Raw genomic sequence first — 14,699 nt, 5'->3', positions numbered from 1 at the left:
GTATTTGTTTTGGGCAATGACCTTACCGGCAGTTGCCCAGGGCCAGGCTGGTCTCGACCTTGCTATTCTAAATGCCGGCGTTGGCGCTCGTCCGCTGGGAATGGGCTCGGCTTTCACGGCCATTGCGGATAATGCCGACGCTCCCTACTGGAACCCCGCCGGGCTCGGACTGCTCAACAAGAGCGAGATAACCACGATGCAGACGAGACTATCGTCTGACACCGACCATTACTATGTCAGCTATATCCAGCCGGCACTCGGCGGCACGCTCGGTATCTCCTGGGTCCAGGTTGGACTGGGGAATATCAACCAAACCTCGGCCGAGGTTGATTTCCACAATGAGGTCCAGAATATCAGCATCTTCAGTTACTTTTCAAATGCTTACTTGATCGCTTATGGCAAAGAACTAAGCGATAAGGTCTCACTCGGCTTAACCGCGAAATATTTGAATTCTGACATGACCAATATTGCCGGCGGCCAGGGTAGCGGATATAGCGTTACCCCCGGGTTGCTGATTACGATTAGTAAAACAGATGTAGGGACGGGGCTTGTCCCCGTCCGAACCGATCGGACAACCACAAGGGTTGTCCCTACATTAACCTTGGGGATCAAGGTTGACGAGCTCATCAACCAACAACAGTGGGGAACAGGTACGATCGAACGAGTCCCACCGAAGCTACGGCTTGGCTTGGCGTACAAGGAACCGCGAGGTTCACTCGCAGGTTCCTTGTTTGCCCTCGATCTCGCCCAAACGATCAAACCGGGTTATTCGCCCGAGCTTTCAGGCGGGTACGAATACAGCCTGGGAGGTTTGTCCCTGCGCTTGGGCTATGCCGATAGTGGGTTGACCGCAGGGGCCGGTTTCCAGGTCAACCACACGCGGGTTGACTACGCCTACGTTACCCAGCGGGCCCTGTCCCGGGATAATGTTCACCGGATCTCGCTTTCGGGTATTTGGTGATGGCGAGTCGGAGAGGTTGGCAATGGCTGACCATAGGACTCTTTTTTGTTTTACTCCTCGCCGGGGCGGCCACGGCGGAAGACGACCGCCTGACCAACGACTATTCGTTCAAGTTCTATCCAGCTTACCCGCCGCTGATCGGCCGGGAGATGACGGTCCGTATCCGCATTTTTTACCCGGCGAAAAAAGTGACCCTCTATACCGACCGTGAGCTGGAGATCCCGCTGACTTATCGTGAAGGGTACTGGTGGGGGAAATTCACCATTCCCGACGATTACAAGGAGGGTTGGCATTTCTTTACCGTCTGGACCCGCCGGCTCGGTTTTCAGTGGACCCGCTTCAACCCAGTCTGGAGCCATTCCCTGCTTTGGTATCAGGCGGTTAAACAGTCGACAGTCGACAGTCTTCAGCCGTCGAGCCAAGAATTTATAGCGCCGTTTGATGTTACGTCCGAAGAAGCCGTGTTGATCGTCACGGGTGAGGCGGTCACGGTGACGGTTGCCTCGCTCGAGTCGCTCCCGGTCATCATTAAAGGGTCAAAGACCCTTGCTTTCTCGTCGCAAAGTATCGAGGGGAGCAAGGAAGGGTTTGTCCCGGGACAGACCAGAGAAGAGTCGCTCCGCCTCAATATTGCCGGGAAGAAAGGCGAGACGGAGATCGAAGCCAACCTGATCAGCACCAGCAGTGCCGGTTTGAGCCAGGTCGGCCAGCGCGACGATAAAGTGTCGGTCCGGTTGCGGCAGGGGAGTACCGAGGCTTATCTGGGCGATTTCACCTCCGACCTGAACGAAACAGAATTCACCCGGCTGGACAAACAGCTCTCCGGGGTCCGCTTAAAAGGAGATTATGGCCGCTACGGTTTTGCCGCCCTTTATTCGTCGCCCAAGGGTGAGTCGAAGTTCGTCCGGCTCTATGGCGATGGGACGCAGGGACCGTACCGGCTTGACGCGGCGCCGGTCGTCATCGACAGCGAGCGGGTCTATGTCGATTTTCTCCTCCAGAAGCGGGGCGATGATTACAATATCGACTATAACGCCGGGACGGTCAATTTTATCCGGAAAACGATCGATCTCAAGTCGGTCCTGACGATCAATTACGATTACCGGCAAACCCTCTACGGGCACGCCACGCAAGGGTTGCGCGGTTTCTATAAGCCGGCGCCAAACCTGAAATTTGGGGCGACCTATCTCGACGATTCTGACCTGACGGCCGGAGCGGCCGACATCCTGGCGACTTTGACCGGTGAAGCGGTCGTTCCCCAGGGCCATTCTGTCGTCGGAGCCGACGGGAGCTTTGTCTCCGAGGCGCTGGCGGCCAATGGCGAGGTTGCCCTGTCACGGCGGAACCTGAACCTGCTTGCCGCCGGGAGCGAGGAGTCCGGCCTGGCGGCTAAACTCGACTTGAGCGGCCAGCTCGGCCCCTTCGGCCTGACCGCCCGGGGCAAACGGGTCGGCACCAATTTCCGGCCGATCGCCGCGGCTGACCCGAAGCAGGCTGTCACCGAATATGGCGGAAGCTTGAGTTTTCGCCCCGGGTCGCTTTTTGGCCTGATCGGTGATTATGGCTATGATAAATACACCCGGGACGGAGTGGTCTACGAGAACAGTAACAAAAATACCCGGGCCAGTTTGACGCCGGAGCGCTTCCCGTCGCTGGAATACCAGTTGTCCGAGAACGACGAGAGCAACGATCCGGTCAGCGGGAGCACGATCGGCCGGCGCATTACCAAAAATACGGCGGAGACGATCTGGCGCTGGGGTTTCCTCTCCGCGGCGCTTAAAGGGGGGAAGGAGGAGTGGTTGGTCAGTTCTCCGTCGGTCGAGGCGACCGAATACCGGCGGGTCAACTTCGGCTTGGCGACCGTCGGTCTCCAGAAAGCGACCCTGACCTCGAATGTTGAACTGGAAGACCGGAATGAACCGGATGGGACTGCTCCTTACCGGAAAACTTATAACCTGAACCTGTCGCTCTCTCCGGCCAAGCCTATTTTTCTCTCAACCTCGGTCCAGTATATCGAGGACAGTGCCCAGGGGATCACGAACGTGACCGACCTCTCGTACAAGTTCGAGCCGAACGACTACCTCCGGACCGATGGCAAATACACTATCCAGGCGGTCAACGAGGATTACGCCACGACCGAAGCGGTCGGAAAACACAGCGGCTCTTTCTCGCTCGACCTTAAGCCGGCCAAACAGCTCCGGCTCCGCTACCTTTACAAGCCGAATTTTACCCGGCTCGCCCGCAACAGCGCCGTTACCTACAATAACGAGCAGCAGCAGATCGAGGTCAACCTGGTCCCGCAGGGAGAGGCGGTCGTCGGCTGGCTCTACAAGCTGGGGCGGGCTTTTGATGTTTCCAAACTGGACTATCCCGATTACACGCTCAAGAACAACACCGCCGATACCGATTCCAATCTTTATACCGTGAAACTGGCCCCCCTCCAGTTCCTCTCTCTCGAGTTCAATTACGGACTGGATAACGCCCGCACTACCCAACTGATCACGGCCGAGCCGCTGGCTTACACCCCGGGGCAAAGTTTCGCCCGCAAGTTTGACGCCGTGGCCCGGACGTCGTTGACGGAAAAGGTCGCCATCGATTCGCGCTACACTTACCTGCGCGGCACGCAGGGGACGGGAGAAGCGGCGGATAATCTTGCCAACACGACGAGCCATACCGGAGCGCTCAAGGGGACCTGGAACCTCTCCGACGCCTGGAGCTTCAACCTCTCCGGCGCTTTTACCAAAACGACCGATCTCCTGGCCGCCGACCCGGTCAGTTACACGGTCACCCCGGGTTATGGTTTCATTTACCGGTACGGGGATATCTTGCGGGTCGACTTTGACTGCACCTACGCCAAGTCTTACGCCGGAGTGGCGGCAGAAGTGACCAGTTATTCTCTCCGGGCCAAATATAGCGTCAGCGAGTTCGTTAACTTTACTTTGCGCGCCAGGCGGGAGATCGGCAGCGCCCCGGATTACAAGCTGACCGATATCAGCGGTAACCTAGAGATCAATTTGTGATATAATATTAAGCAATGCTCACCCTGGGGATCGATCCCGGCACGGCGACAACCGGCTACGGCCTGGTCAGACAGGCGGGTAAGCAGCTCGAACATCTTTCATATGGCTGTATCCTCACGGCTTCAGATGAAGCGCCCCAGGCCCGCCTCGGTATTATCTACAAGCAGTTAAAAGCCCTGATCGTTAAGTACTCGCCTGATGTTGTCGCTGTGGAGCGGCTCTTTTTCGGCCAGAACACCAAAACCGCCATGGCGGTCGGCCAGGCGCGCGGGATAGTTCTCCTGGCCGCGTCCGAGTGCGGGATCAAGATCGCTGAATACACCCCGCTGGAAGTGAAGCTGGCGATCACCGGCTACGGCAAGGCGGAGAAAAAGCAGGTCCAGCAGATGGTCCGGGTCATGCTCCGGTTGGCCGATATTCCGAAGCCAGACGACGCGGCCGATGCCTTGGCCGTCGCCATTACCCATCTCCATTCCTACAAACTGAAAGGGCTGGGGCTGGTCGCCGCATGATCGCCCATCTCCGCGGGACCCTGGAGCATGTTGAGCCGACCCATGTCATTATCGACGTCAACCAGATCGGCTATAAAGTGAACGTCCCGCGCGCGGTCCTCTCCCGTTTACCGGCGCTCGGCCAGACGGTCAAGCTCTTTACCCTCCAGGTCGTGCGCGAGGACGATATTTCCCTCTACGGTTTTCTGGCCAAGGAAGAAAAGGCCCTTTTTTCCACCCTGCTTTCGGTTTCCGGCGTCGGGCCGAAACTGGCCATGGCGCTCGTTTCCGGTTTCCCGCTCGACCAGCTGGTGACGGCGATCGCCCAAGGGGATACGGTGTTGTTGTCCTCGATCTCCGGGGTGGGGAAAAAGACCGCCGAGCGGCTCGTCCTCGAATTGCGGGAGAAGATCAGCAAAGCTTACGCCATCAAGCCGTCGGATATGGCCCTGGGGGTCAAAGGGGACGGAGCGCTGGTCGCCGATTCGATCTCCGCCCTCATCTCGCTCGGTTATTCCCCCAAAGAAGCGCGCGAAGCGATCATGAGGCTCGACCTGGCCGAGGTGAAAACAGTCGAAGAGGTCATCAAAACCGCGCTGAAGGGTTTAGTCTAGCCTGCCCGCCGAGATGCGGGCCAGCACCCACTGCTCCGCCTGCCGCATCCACTGCCGGACCAAGACGGTCTCTTCTTTCCGATGGTCGATGAAAATCGAGTAGATGCCGAGTAAGTTCGCCCCCAAAATGTCCATGAACAACTGGTCGCCAAGCATGGCGGTTTCGGCCGGCTTAGACTGAAGTATCTTCATAGATTTCCAGAAAGCGAAGGGGAGCGGTTTAAAGCTTAGATGGATCGACGGGATCTTGAGCGTCTCGCTGAAATACTTGACCCTTAAAGGATGGCGGCTGTTGGAAGTGAGGCAGAGCCGGAACCCTTCCTGTTTGCGGGCATAGACCCATTCAAAGAGGGCCGGCAGGACATCATTTACTTCCCGCGGGATGAGAGTGTCGTCGATATCGAGGATCAGGGCGTTGATCCCGCGCTTTTTTAGCGCGGCAAAATCGATCTCCCGGATGTCCCGGACGATCTGGCCGGGACGGAACAATGACTTAATTTTCTCCCAAAATTCTTTCAATCCTCACCCCCTCCCTTCACTTCGTTCAGGGTTTCCCCCTCTCCATCAGAGATGGAGAGGGGGATTAAGGGGGTGAGGCGTTCAAACCAAAATTTTCCTTTCAGCCCCGCCAGCAGCTTTTCGTAATCGGCCAGAAAATCGGGCGAGACCATCAGCTTCAGGGTCGTGAAGGAGCCGGCGGCCGGTTTTGGGGTGCGGATCGCCGCCATCCCTTCAAAAGATTCGAAGAAAGGACAGAGAGCGTAAACATCCTCTTTTCTGACGCGCAAAAACAGGTTAATTGAATCTTTCATTTTCCCTCACCCATGGCGCCAAAGATTCTCACCCTCTCCCAAAGGGAGAGGGTATGTCGCTTTGCATGACACCTTCTCCCTCTGGGAGAAGGTGCGTAACTTTAGCGTATCGGATGAGGGCTGGGAGTGAGAGCCTTTCATATTTTCTCAATGTAGAAGAGAATGAGCGCGGGGAGGTCCCGGTAGATCTGGCGGTTGACCTCGAGCAGTTTAGCCGTCCGCTCGCCGGCCAGGGAGGGGTCGATCAGCGCCAGTCGCTCGAGGAGCACGTCGACGTCCGCCTGACTATAGCCGGTAAAGTTTGCTTCACCGGTCGAGCTGAAGAGCGGGCCGAGGAGTTTAACGCTGTCGCTCTGGTCGGATTCCTCCTTGTAACCCATCAGGAAGAGCTGGTGCCGTCCGGAGCGGAGCTCGCTCTCCCACAGTGCGTTGTCATAGTACCTGATCTGCTGCCGCTCGATCTTCAGTCCGAGCTGTTTCAACTCTTTCTGGACCTGTTTGGCGATCTCGATCGTCTTGACCCCGTCGGTGTGGAGGAGGGAGATGTTCTTCAGCTCCGGTTTGTTCGGCGGGAAGCCGGCTTTTTTCATCAGCGCCTTGGCGTAGGCTAGATTGTGTTTATATGGTTGGAGGTTCGGATCGAAGCCGGTCAGCCCGGGAGGGATATAACTGGCCGGGACCCCTTCGTCGCTGGCCAGGCCGCTGATAATGACCTGGCGATCAAGGGTGTGGGCGACCGCCTGGCGGACAGCGAGCTGGTTAAAGGGGACGGCCCGGGTGTTGAACCCGAGGAACCAGATGCCATCAAACTCTTTTGCTGTTGCAAAAGAGCAATGACCAATGACCAACATAACAATGACGAATGCGGGCAGGAAAATTCTACTTAAGCGCATACTTCTTCCGCCCCGCCTCGAAAATGTTGCCGCCTTTGCTATCTATAGCGACGATGGCGGGAAAGTTGGCGACCTCGAGCTGGTGGACTGCTTCGGCGCCGAGCTCGGGGTAGGCGAGGACCGAGGCTTTTTTAACCTGTTGGGAGAGGAGGGCGGCGACCCCGCCCGGGACGACAAAATAGACCGCTTTATATTTCTTGATCGCGGTGATGACTTCTTTTCCCCGGTCACCCTTGCCGATCATCCCCTTCAACCCCTTTTTCAGGAGGTCAGGAGTAAAGGTGTCCATCCGGGAACTGGTCGTCGGGCCGATCGAACCGATCACTTTCCCCGGGTGGGTTGGAGTAGGGGAAGCGTAATAAATAATTGCCCCGTTTAAGCTAAAAGGAGGTTTGTTTCCAAATTTAGCATGAGCCGCATCCCGCGCAGTATAAATGGTGCCGGAAATAAGGACCCGATCTCCGGCCCTTAACTTAGTAATAACTGGACCAGCCAACGGGGTTTGTAGTTTAATGATTTCTGATTTCGAGTTTATTTCGGATTTAGAATTTAGGATTTCGGATTTCATAGTACGATTTGCTTAAACCTATGCGCATGGCATTCTATGTTGACCGCGACTGGGAGCGACGAGATATGGCAAGGTTGCCGTTCGATGTTAACGGCCAGGGCGGTCGTCCGGCCGCCGAGCCCCATCGGCCCGATACCGAGCTGGTTGGCTTTAATCAACAGTTCTTTTTCCATTTTAGCGATATCGGCCGCGCTGTGGTGCTGGCCGACCGGCCGGAGGAGGGCTTTCTTGGCGAGAGTGGTGACCGAATCAAAATTACCGCCGATCCCCACGCCAACGATCAGCGGGGGACAGGCATCCGGCCCGGCACTGCTGATCGTTTCGATGATGAAGGCTTCTATTTCCGCGATAGTCGCGGTCGGCCGGAACATCCGGACGGCGCTTTTATTTTCTGCGCCACCACCTTTGGTGAGAAGCCCGATCTTGACCTGTTCGCCGGGGACTATTTCGGTATGGATAACGGCCGGAGTATTGTCGCCCGTATTTTGCCGCCCCAGCGGGTCGCCGGCGATAGATTTGCGGCAGAAACCTTCCGCGTAGCCGCGAGCGACCCCGGCGTTGACCGCTTCGGTTAAGGACCCTTCGGTTAGCTGGACCTCCTGGCCGATCTCGAGGAAGACGACGGCTGTGCCGGTATCCTGGCAGAGGGGCATTTTCTCTTGGCGGGCGAGCTCGCTGTTCTGGATGATCTGGCGCAAGATCTCGCGGCCGGTCGGGGAGGTTTCGTTCTTCAGCGCTTTATTCAGTGCTGTTATGACATCTTCGGCCAGGTCGGTGTTGGCCGAGATGACCAGTTTCCGGAGGGCGTTCGTTATATTTTTTACCGAGAGTTCTCTCATAGTTAAGTGTGGGGTATTACCGCTGTTAACGCCTTGACTGCCTGGCCCGCTTTTTGCAGAGCGCTCTTTTCCGCGGTGGTCAGGTCGAGCTCAATGATCGCTTCGATCCCGCTCTTCCCCAGTTTGGCCGGCACGCCGAGGCAGACATCGTTTAGCCCGTACTCTCCGGAGAGGAGACAGCAGGAGTTGATGATGACCTTTTGGTCTTTGACGATCGCTTCGGCCATCCGGGCGGCGGCTGAACCGGGGGCGTAATAGGCCGAGCCGGTCTTGAGTAAATTAACGATCTCGGCGCCGCCGTTAACGGTCCGGTCGACCAGTGCTTTGATCCGCTCGGTGGTCAGGAGCTCGGTCAGCGGCTTCCCTTTGACCGTCGAGCGCCGGGGGACCGGGACCATCAGGTCGCCGTGACTGCCGAGGACCTCGGCATAGACCTCCTGGACCGGGACCTTGAGCTCGAGAGCGATGAAATGCTGCAGCCGGGCGGCATCGAGGAGCGGCGCCATGCCAAGCACCCGATTCTTCGGGAATTGCGAAACGCGTAACGCGTAACGTGTCATAACATCCAGCGGATTGGTCACCACGATCAAGACGGCGTTCGGGGAATGTTTGACGATATTTTCGACAACACTTTTCATGATCGCGGCGTTTTTGATGATCAGGTCGTCGCGCGACATACCTGGCTTCCGGGCTAATCCGGCGGTAATGACCACAACTTGAGAATCCCGGGTATCTTCGTATTTGTTTGTCCCGGTAACGCTGACAGAAAACCCGTCGATCGCGCCGGCTTGCGACATGTCGAGCGCCTTGCCCTGCGGCAGGCCGTCAACCACATCAACGAGGACGACATCCCCGACCTGGCGCTGGGCCAGCCGGTAGGCGCACTGGGCGCCGACGTTCCCGGCGCCGACCACGCTGATTTTTTTGCTCATGGAAATTATTATAGCATGAAATTAAGGCCAATTTATTACGAAAAAGGATGGTAATGCTTGAACATTTAAACCACTATTCAGCTGTCTTGAAAGCCACCGGCCCGCGCGGCTCTTATAGAGAGGCGTGCAACAGTCCTGACCGCTGGCAACATTACCATCAATACGAAGTGGCTTTTAAGTTGGCCCGATCGATCGGCCTGATCAAAGACAGATATTTTTCGGCTGACAGACAAAAGATCGATTTTAAGATCAGTGAAAATCTGATCAAAACCCAAAAAGTTGCCGCCGCATTGGCCGAGATGGTCAGCGAGGGCTGGGTCACCGAGGTCAAGAACGGGAAAATAATTTTTAGCGCTCATTCCAGCTTACAGGGAGAAGTTTCGCGCAAAGAGGTGGCCGAAAAACTCTTTGAGAAATTGAAAATGATCAAAGGGTTTGGCGAGCTCAACCCTGAAACTGCGTGGCCGGCGTTAAATGGATCGCTCATGTCAATGCTGGTCGTGGAAGACAAAGTCAGCCCGTTGCAGGGCATCAGTCACTTTATCTCAACCTGGGGATTATACGATATCCTGCTTAACAGGATGTCGATCGATATGGCGGCCGGTCGAGTCCTTTATCAACATAAGGCGGACGACGCGAAGGTCAGGATCAGTTCCACGCAAAACTTGCCCGATCATTTGTGTTCCCTGGCCGAGAGCGAAGCAAGAACCAAAGACATCGAAGAAATAAAAGTCGCCCTGCAAGCTACCACGGATGAAGAAATACCCGTCATTGTGCCGGCAGACGGGCGAGAACTCCCGAAATATGATTTTGTCATCTCCGACGTTCATCTGCGCGAATACCACCACGAAAACACGCATGACTTGCTCCGATTTATCTACATGGTCAAGCGGCTTAACGGACGCCTGATCATCAACGGCGACTTCTTTGATGTCTGGCGGTCCGGCGATTTTTTGAGCTGCTACAGGCATAATACCCGCATTACCAACGCACTGACCAAGCTGAAGGAAGTTGTTTTCATTGCCGGCAACCATGACGAGCAGATCGCGGAATTGGTGGAGCGCGGCGGCATCCTGTTCAACCCGCGCTTTAAGGTGAGGAACGAATATAACTCGGCCGACCGGCGGATCAGGATCATGCACGGACATCAGTTTGACAAGTTTAACCGTCCCGGCTCCTGGCTCGGCCGCTGGGCGACGCGGTTGGTCACGAAGATGGAAATGTCATGGCTGAAAAGCTCACTAGGCTGGCTGAACCGCGCGACTGCAAATAAATTTGAATCGACCGCGAAATTTTTTAGCAATCTATTTGGGCCGCAGATTTCGTCCCGTTTTTTGCTCCTGCCGCGCCTTTTTCTCCCGGGTGATTATATTGCGAAAAGGCAGGTTACTAATATCCTGGACTGGATTGACGACGAGGTTAATAGGGCCAGGCAGGTTGATAAACTAGATTTGTCCGCCGACCAGCCGCTGGTTTTTATTATTGGCCATCTTCATTATGAGGGGATCTCATTCTTGAGCGAACAGGTTAGATTGGCGGTTGAAGAGAAATATAGAGGTGCGGTCAAATTGATCATTACCGATTCATGGGACGGCGGCGCGGGTTATGTCGGTGATTATGTTGTCTTGACCGAACCAGGCGCCGCTAATGACAATCAGCCGGAAACCGAGATCAGAAAGGCGATCTGGCAGCGACTAGGCGAACCGGCACCGGCGGCTTAAACCAATCGCTTGGCTAGCGCGGCGAATTCCTCGATGCTCAACGTTTCCGGCCGGCGGTTCAAGTCGATGCTCGTTACCCCCAGTTTAAATTCGTCGAGCGAAGTGCTCAATTTTTTCCTTCTCTGCTGAAATGCGGTGTGGACGATTTTAAAATACTTCTGTTCATCTAACCCAGGGAAGAGGGGTGAGCTGTGGGGTGTGAGGGAGACGATCGCGGAGCTGACCTCGGGCCAGGGGAGGAAAGACGATTTAGAGACGAGCGACTCGAGTTTGATCTTCGCGTGGAACTGGCAAAAGATCGCGAAAGAGCCGTACTGTTTTGAGCCGGGGGCGGCGACCATCCTCTGCGCGACCTCTTTTTGCACCATAATGACCGCCCTCTCCGGCTTCTCCGCGGCGGTCAGGAGCTTCTCCACGATCGGGGCGGTGATGTAGTAGGGGAGATTCCCCACCACTTTGTATTTGCGGCCAAGCGCGAGATCCGCCAGCTCTATTTTTAGGATATCGTTGCCGACAAAACTGACGTTCTTCTGCTCCTTCAGGACCTCCTGGCTGATGCCGAGCAGTTCGCGGTCGATCTCGACGGCGATCAGCTGGTAGACCTCCCGGGCCAGTTCCGCCGTCACCACGCCGAGCCCCGAACCGATCTCGATGACCAGGTCGTCTTTTCCCAGTTCCGCGGCGTCGATTATCCGGCGGACCACCAGCGGATCGACCAGGAAATGCTGTCCCAAGTGTTTGCGGGGGAAACGATTATAGGCGGCGAGGAGCCCTTTGGTGACTTGGGCGAGGGTGGGAGTCATCGGCTCCGGGCGAAATGGGCTGCCACTTTGACCGCCTCGACCAGGCTTTGCGGGTTGGCCCAACCCTTGCCGGCGATGTCAAAACCGGTCCCGTGGTCGACCGAGGTCCGCACGATCGGCAGGCCGACGGTGACATTGACCGACTTGTTAAAAGACAATAGTTTCAACGGGATCAACCCCTGGTCGTGGTACATGGCGATGACCAGGTCGAACATCCCGCTGTTGGCGAGATAAAAGATGGCGTCGGGCGAGATCGGCCCTTTAACATCGATCCCGAGTTTTTTCGCTTCCTCGACCGCCGGCCCGATGATTTTTTGTTCTTCATGGCCGAAGATCCCCGACTCGCCGGCGTGCGGGTTCAATCCGGCGACCCCGATCCGCGGCTTGCGGCCGCGCACCCGCCAGAGGGTTTCGTTCCCGAGCTTGATCAGGCGGACGATCTTTTTCCGGTCAAGATGCCGGCTGACCTGGGCCAGCGGCAGGTGAGTGGTCGCCAGCATTACCCAGAGCTTGTCGGTCACGAACATCATGGCGTAATTCTTGGTTTTGGTCCGGGCGGCGAGGAGTTCGGTATGCCCGTCGAATTTGTAACCGGCTCGGCGGATCGCTTCCTTGTTGATCGGCCCGGTGGCGATGGCGTCGATCTCTTTGCGCAGGGCCAGTTTGATCGCGGTCTCGATGTATTCGACCGCGGCCCGGCCGGCGAGTTTTGAGACTTGGCCGGCCTTGATCCGGGCCGGGTCGGCGTTACCCAGGTCGATCAGGTCGATCGTTCCGGGGACAAAGCGGGCCTCGGCCGGTTTTTTGATGGAGTTGATCTCGATCCCGTTGATCCCCGCGATCTTCAGGGCGTGGCGGAGCTGGCGGCGGTCGCCGATCAGCAGGCAGTTGGCGAACTTGGCCGCGCTGCCTCCAGCGAGCGCCTTGGCGCAAATCTCCGGGCCGATCCCGGCCGGATCGCCCATGGTAATAGCGACCAGAGGCTTGTTCCGAGCGGAGTCGAGGAACTTATTAGGCATTATAGCGGAAACCGGCTTTTTTCATTCGGTCGAGAGCTTCGGTGAGCCGTGGTTCGCCGGCCACGAGTGCCGCGCGCAAATAGCCTTCGCCGAGTTCGCCGAACGCGACGCCGGGCGCGAAAACGACGCCGGTCTTTTCGACGATCTTCATGCAGAACTCGGTCGAGTCAAAGCCTTGCGGCACCGGGAACCAAACGTACATGCTCGCTTTTGGTTTGCTGATCTGCCAGCCGAGCGAGTTCATCCCGTCCACAAAGAGGTCGCGGCGCCGCTGGTAGGTGGCGCGGACCTTGGCGATGTAGGCCGATTCGTCGAGCGTCATGGCGGCGATCGCCGCTTTCTGGACGGCGGTGAAGAGGCCGTAGTCGAGGTTTGTCTTGATCTTGCGGAGCGACTCGATCAACTGCCGGTTGCCGACGGCAAACCCGCAGCGCCAGCCGGGCATGCCGAAGGTCTTGGAGGTGGTGTGGAATTCGATGCAGACATCCTTGGCTCCCGGGATGGAGAGCATCGAGAGCGGTTTCTTACCCTCGAAATAGATTTCGGCGTAGGCAAAGTCGTGGACCAGGATGATGTTGTGCTTTTTACAGAAAGCGACGCACTCTTCGTAAAATTCCCGCGTGGCTATCGCGCCGGTCGGGTTGCTCGGGTAGCTGATGATCATGATCTTGGCCTTGTCGGCGATCGCCGGGTCGATGTTCTTGAGGTCGGGAATATACCCTTTATGTTCGGTCGTCGGCAGGATGTAAGGGTCGCCGCCGGCCAGGATCGTGCCGCGGAAGTGGGCGGGGTAGGCGGGCATCGGGACGAGGGTGATATCACCAGGGTTGATATAGGCAAAAGCGAAGTGGACGATCCCTTCTTTCGAGCCGATCAGGGTAACGACCTCGTGTTCCGAATCGATGTTGATCCCGTATTGCCGTTTACACCAGCTGACGACCGCCTGCTTGAATTCGGGCGCTCCTTCGAACGATGGGTAGCGATGGTTCTCCGGGTTTTTAAGCGATTCAACCAGCGAATCGATGATCTCGGGCGGGGGCGGGATATCGGGATTTCCCATGCCGAGGTCGATCAAGTCCATCCCTTTGGCGGCCATGTTGGCCTTGACCTTGTCGAGCTGGGCAAAGACGTAGATCGGGAGTTTAAGTAACCTGTCAGCTTCCTGTACTTTTAACATGGTTTGTTGCAGCCTCCGCTTGATACGAGCTCCGGACGAACGGTCCGGCTACCACCTGGTTCAGGCCGAGTGCCTGTCCGATCGCCTGATACTCCGCGAATTCGGGCGGGGTCACATATCGGGCCGGTGGCCGGTGTGTTCTGGACGGGGGAAGATATTGGCCAATCGTCACTATATCACAGCGGGCGTTTTTTAAGTCGGCAAGGACCGCCGCAACCTCTTCCTTTGTCTCTCCTAATCCTACCATAAAACCGCTCTTGGTGTAAATCTGGCCGTTGATCTGTTTGGCATTGGCTAGCAAAGAGAGGGAACGCTGGTAGGAAGCTTGCGGCCGGATTTCCGGGTAGAGCCGGGGGACCGTCTCGACATTGTGGTTAAGGACATAAGGCCGCGCTTCCAAAACGATTCTTAAAGCGGCAGGATCACCTTGAAAATCAGGAATGAGTACTTCGACCAGTGTATCGTGGTTCGTGGTTCGTGATTCGTTGATTACTGCGGCAAACTGTCCCGCTCCGCCGTCGGGGAGGTCATCGCGGGTCACGGAAGTGATCACGGCGTAATTTAAACCAAGCTTGTTGATCGCCGCCGCTATTTTCTTCGGCTCTTCTGGATCGGGCGGGAGTGGGGTCCCCTTTTTAACGCCGCAGAAAGCGCAGCTCCGGGTGCAGGTATCGCCGAGGATGAGGAAAGTGCAGGTTTGGCGGGCAAAGCATTCGCCGATATTGGGACAGCGGGCCTCTTCGCAGACGGTGTGGACGGAAGTGTCGCCCAAAAGAGCGCGGAGCGCGCTGATGTTACGCTGTTTGGGGGTCTTCTTAACGAGGAACTCGGGCAGGCGGGGAGACATCA

15 protein-coding genes are annotated in these 14,699 nt (G+C 56.7%); 5 read left to right on the top strand and 10 right to left on the bottom strand.

The features are described from left to right. The first annotated feature begins 16 nt into the window (after positions 1-16). The 4 genes from WC903_06430 to ruvA are packed head-to-tail and all read left to right on the top strand — an operon-like array spanning position 17 to position 5,086. Positions 17-961 carry a PorV/PorQ family protein gene (locus WC903_06430; protein ID MFA5893570.1) on the top strand — a complete coding sequence of 315 codons (945 nt, stop codon included), beginning with the start codon at positions 17-19 and terminating at the stop codon, positions 959-961. Then, positions 961-3,981, top strand: coding sequence for a hypothetical protein (locus WC903_06425; GenBank protein MFA5893569.1), 3,021 nt, complete (start codon positions 961-963; stop codon positions 3,979-3,981). Before WC903_06430 ends, WC903_06425 begins: the two co-directional genes overlap by 1 nt. A 14-nt stretch (positions 3,982-3,995) precedes the next feature. Next, entirely contained in the window at positions 3,996-4,493 is a 498-nt protein-coding gene (gene ruvC, locus WC903_06420; GenBank protein MFA5893568.1) for a crossover junction endodeoxyribonuclease RuvC, read from the top strand. Continuing rightward, positions 4,490-5,086, top strand: a complete 597-nt coding sequence (gene ruvA / locus WC903_06415) for a Holliday junction branch migration protein RuvA (GenBank protein MFA5893567.1) — start codon at positions 4,490-4,492, stop codon at positions 5,084-5,086. Before ruvC ends, ruvA begins: the two co-directional genes overlap by 4 nt. On the opposite strand, the gene WC903_06410 is transcribed toward ruvA, so the two are convergent. The 6 genes from WC903_06410 to mdh form a co-directional block, all read right to left on the bottom strand. Beyond that, on the bottom strand, positions 5,078-5,605 hold the full coding sequence (locus WC903_06410) for a YqeG family HAD IIIA-type phosphatase (protein ID MFA5893566.1): 528 nt from the start codon (positions 5,603-5,605) through the stop codon (positions 5,078-5,080). The two genes, ruvA and WC903_06410, sit on opposite strands and share 9 nt — an antisense overlap. Continuing rightward, on the bottom strand, positions 5,602-5,898 hold the full coding sequence (locus tag WC903_06405; GenBank protein MFA5893565.1) for a hypothetical protein: 297 nt from the start codon (positions 5,896-5,898) through the stop codon (positions 5,602-5,604). Before WC903_06405 ends, WC903_06410 begins: the two co-directional genes overlap by 4 nt. 137 nt (positions 5,899-6,035) lie before the next feature. Next, positions 6,036-6,791 carry an ABC transporter substrate-binding protein gene (locus WC903_06400; GenBank protein ID MFA5893564.1) on the bottom strand — a complete coding sequence of 252 codons (756 nt, stop codon included), beginning with the start codon at positions 6,789-6,791 and terminating at the stop codon, positions 6,036-6,038. After that, positions 6,778-7,359, bottom strand: coding sequence for a FumA C-terminus/TtdB family hydratase beta subunit (locus tag WC903_06395; protein ID MFA5893563.1), 582 nt, complete (start codon positions 7,357-7,359; stop codon positions 6,778-6,780). The genes WC903_06400 and WC903_06395 overlap by 14 nt, the downstream gene beginning before the upstream one ends. After that, entirely contained in the window at positions 7,356-8,198 is an 843-nt protein-coding gene (locus tag WC903_06390; GenBank protein ID MFA5893562.1) for a fumarate hydratase, read from the bottom strand. Before WC903_06390 ends, WC903_06395 begins: the two co-directional genes overlap by 4 nt. A 2-nt stretch (positions 8,199-8,200) precedes the next feature. Continuing rightward, positions 8,201-9,130 carry a malate dehydrogenase gene (gene mdh, locus WC903_06385; protein MFA5893561.1) on the bottom strand — a complete coding sequence of 310 codons (930 nt, stop codon included), beginning with the start codon at positions 9,128-9,130 and terminating at the stop codon, positions 8,201-8,203. A gap of 53 nt (positions 9,131-9,183) precedes the next feature. Between mdh and WC903_06380 the strand changes: the two genes are divergently transcribed. Then, complete coding sequence (locus WC903_06380) at positions 9,184-10,851, top strand: metallophosphoesterase (GenBank protein MFA5893560.1); 1,668 nt, start codon at positions 9,184-9,186, stop codon at positions 10,849-10,851. Here the strand turns inward: WC903_06380 and rsmA are convergent. Genes rsmA through lipA form a run of 4 tightly spaced genes read right to left on the bottom strand, consistent with a single transcriptional unit; the run spans position 10,848 to position 14,697 of the window. Continuing rightward, complete coding sequence (gene rsmA, locus WC903_06375; protein MFA5893559.1) at positions 10,848-11,654, bottom strand: 16S rRNA (adenine(1518)-N(6)/adenine(1519)-N(6))-dimethyltransferase RsmA; 807 nt, start codon at positions 11,652-11,654, stop codon at positions 10,848-10,850. The two genes, WC903_06380 and rsmA, sit on opposite strands and share 4 nt — an antisense overlap. Further along, entirely contained in the window at positions 11,651-12,673 is a 1,023-nt protein-coding gene (pdxA, locus tag WC903_06370; GenBank protein ID MFA5893558.1) for a 4-hydroxythreonine-4-phosphate dehydrogenase PdxA, read from the bottom strand. The genes rsmA and pdxA overlap by 4 nt, the downstream gene beginning before the upstream one ends. After that, complete coding sequence (locus WC903_06365; GenBank protein MFA5893557.1) at positions 12,666-13,850, bottom strand: LL-diaminopimelate aminotransferase; 1,185 nt, start codon at positions 13,848-13,850, stop codon at positions 12,666-12,668. The genes pdxA and WC903_06365 overlap by 8 nt, the downstream gene beginning before the upstream one ends. Then, the gene (lipA, locus tag WC903_06360; protein MFA5893556.1) at positions 13,828-14,697 is read right to left on the bottom strand and encodes a lipoyl synthase; all 870 of its coding nucleotides are present in this window, start codon (positions 14,695-14,697) and stop codon (positions 13,828-13,830) included. The genes WC903_06365 and lipA overlap by 23 nt, the downstream gene beginning before the upstream one ends. Between the last annotated feature and the right edge of the window lie 2 nt (positions 14,698-14,699).

This window comes from Candidatus Margulisiibacteriota bacterium, from assembly GCA_041658645.1.
Lineage (GTDB): Bacteria > Margulisbacteria > WOR-1 > O2-12-FULL-45-9 > XYB2-FULL-48-7 > JBAZZV01.
The sequence above is the reverse complement of the archived record's forward strand: the minus strand, read 5'-3'. Positions and strand labels throughout refer to the sequence as shown.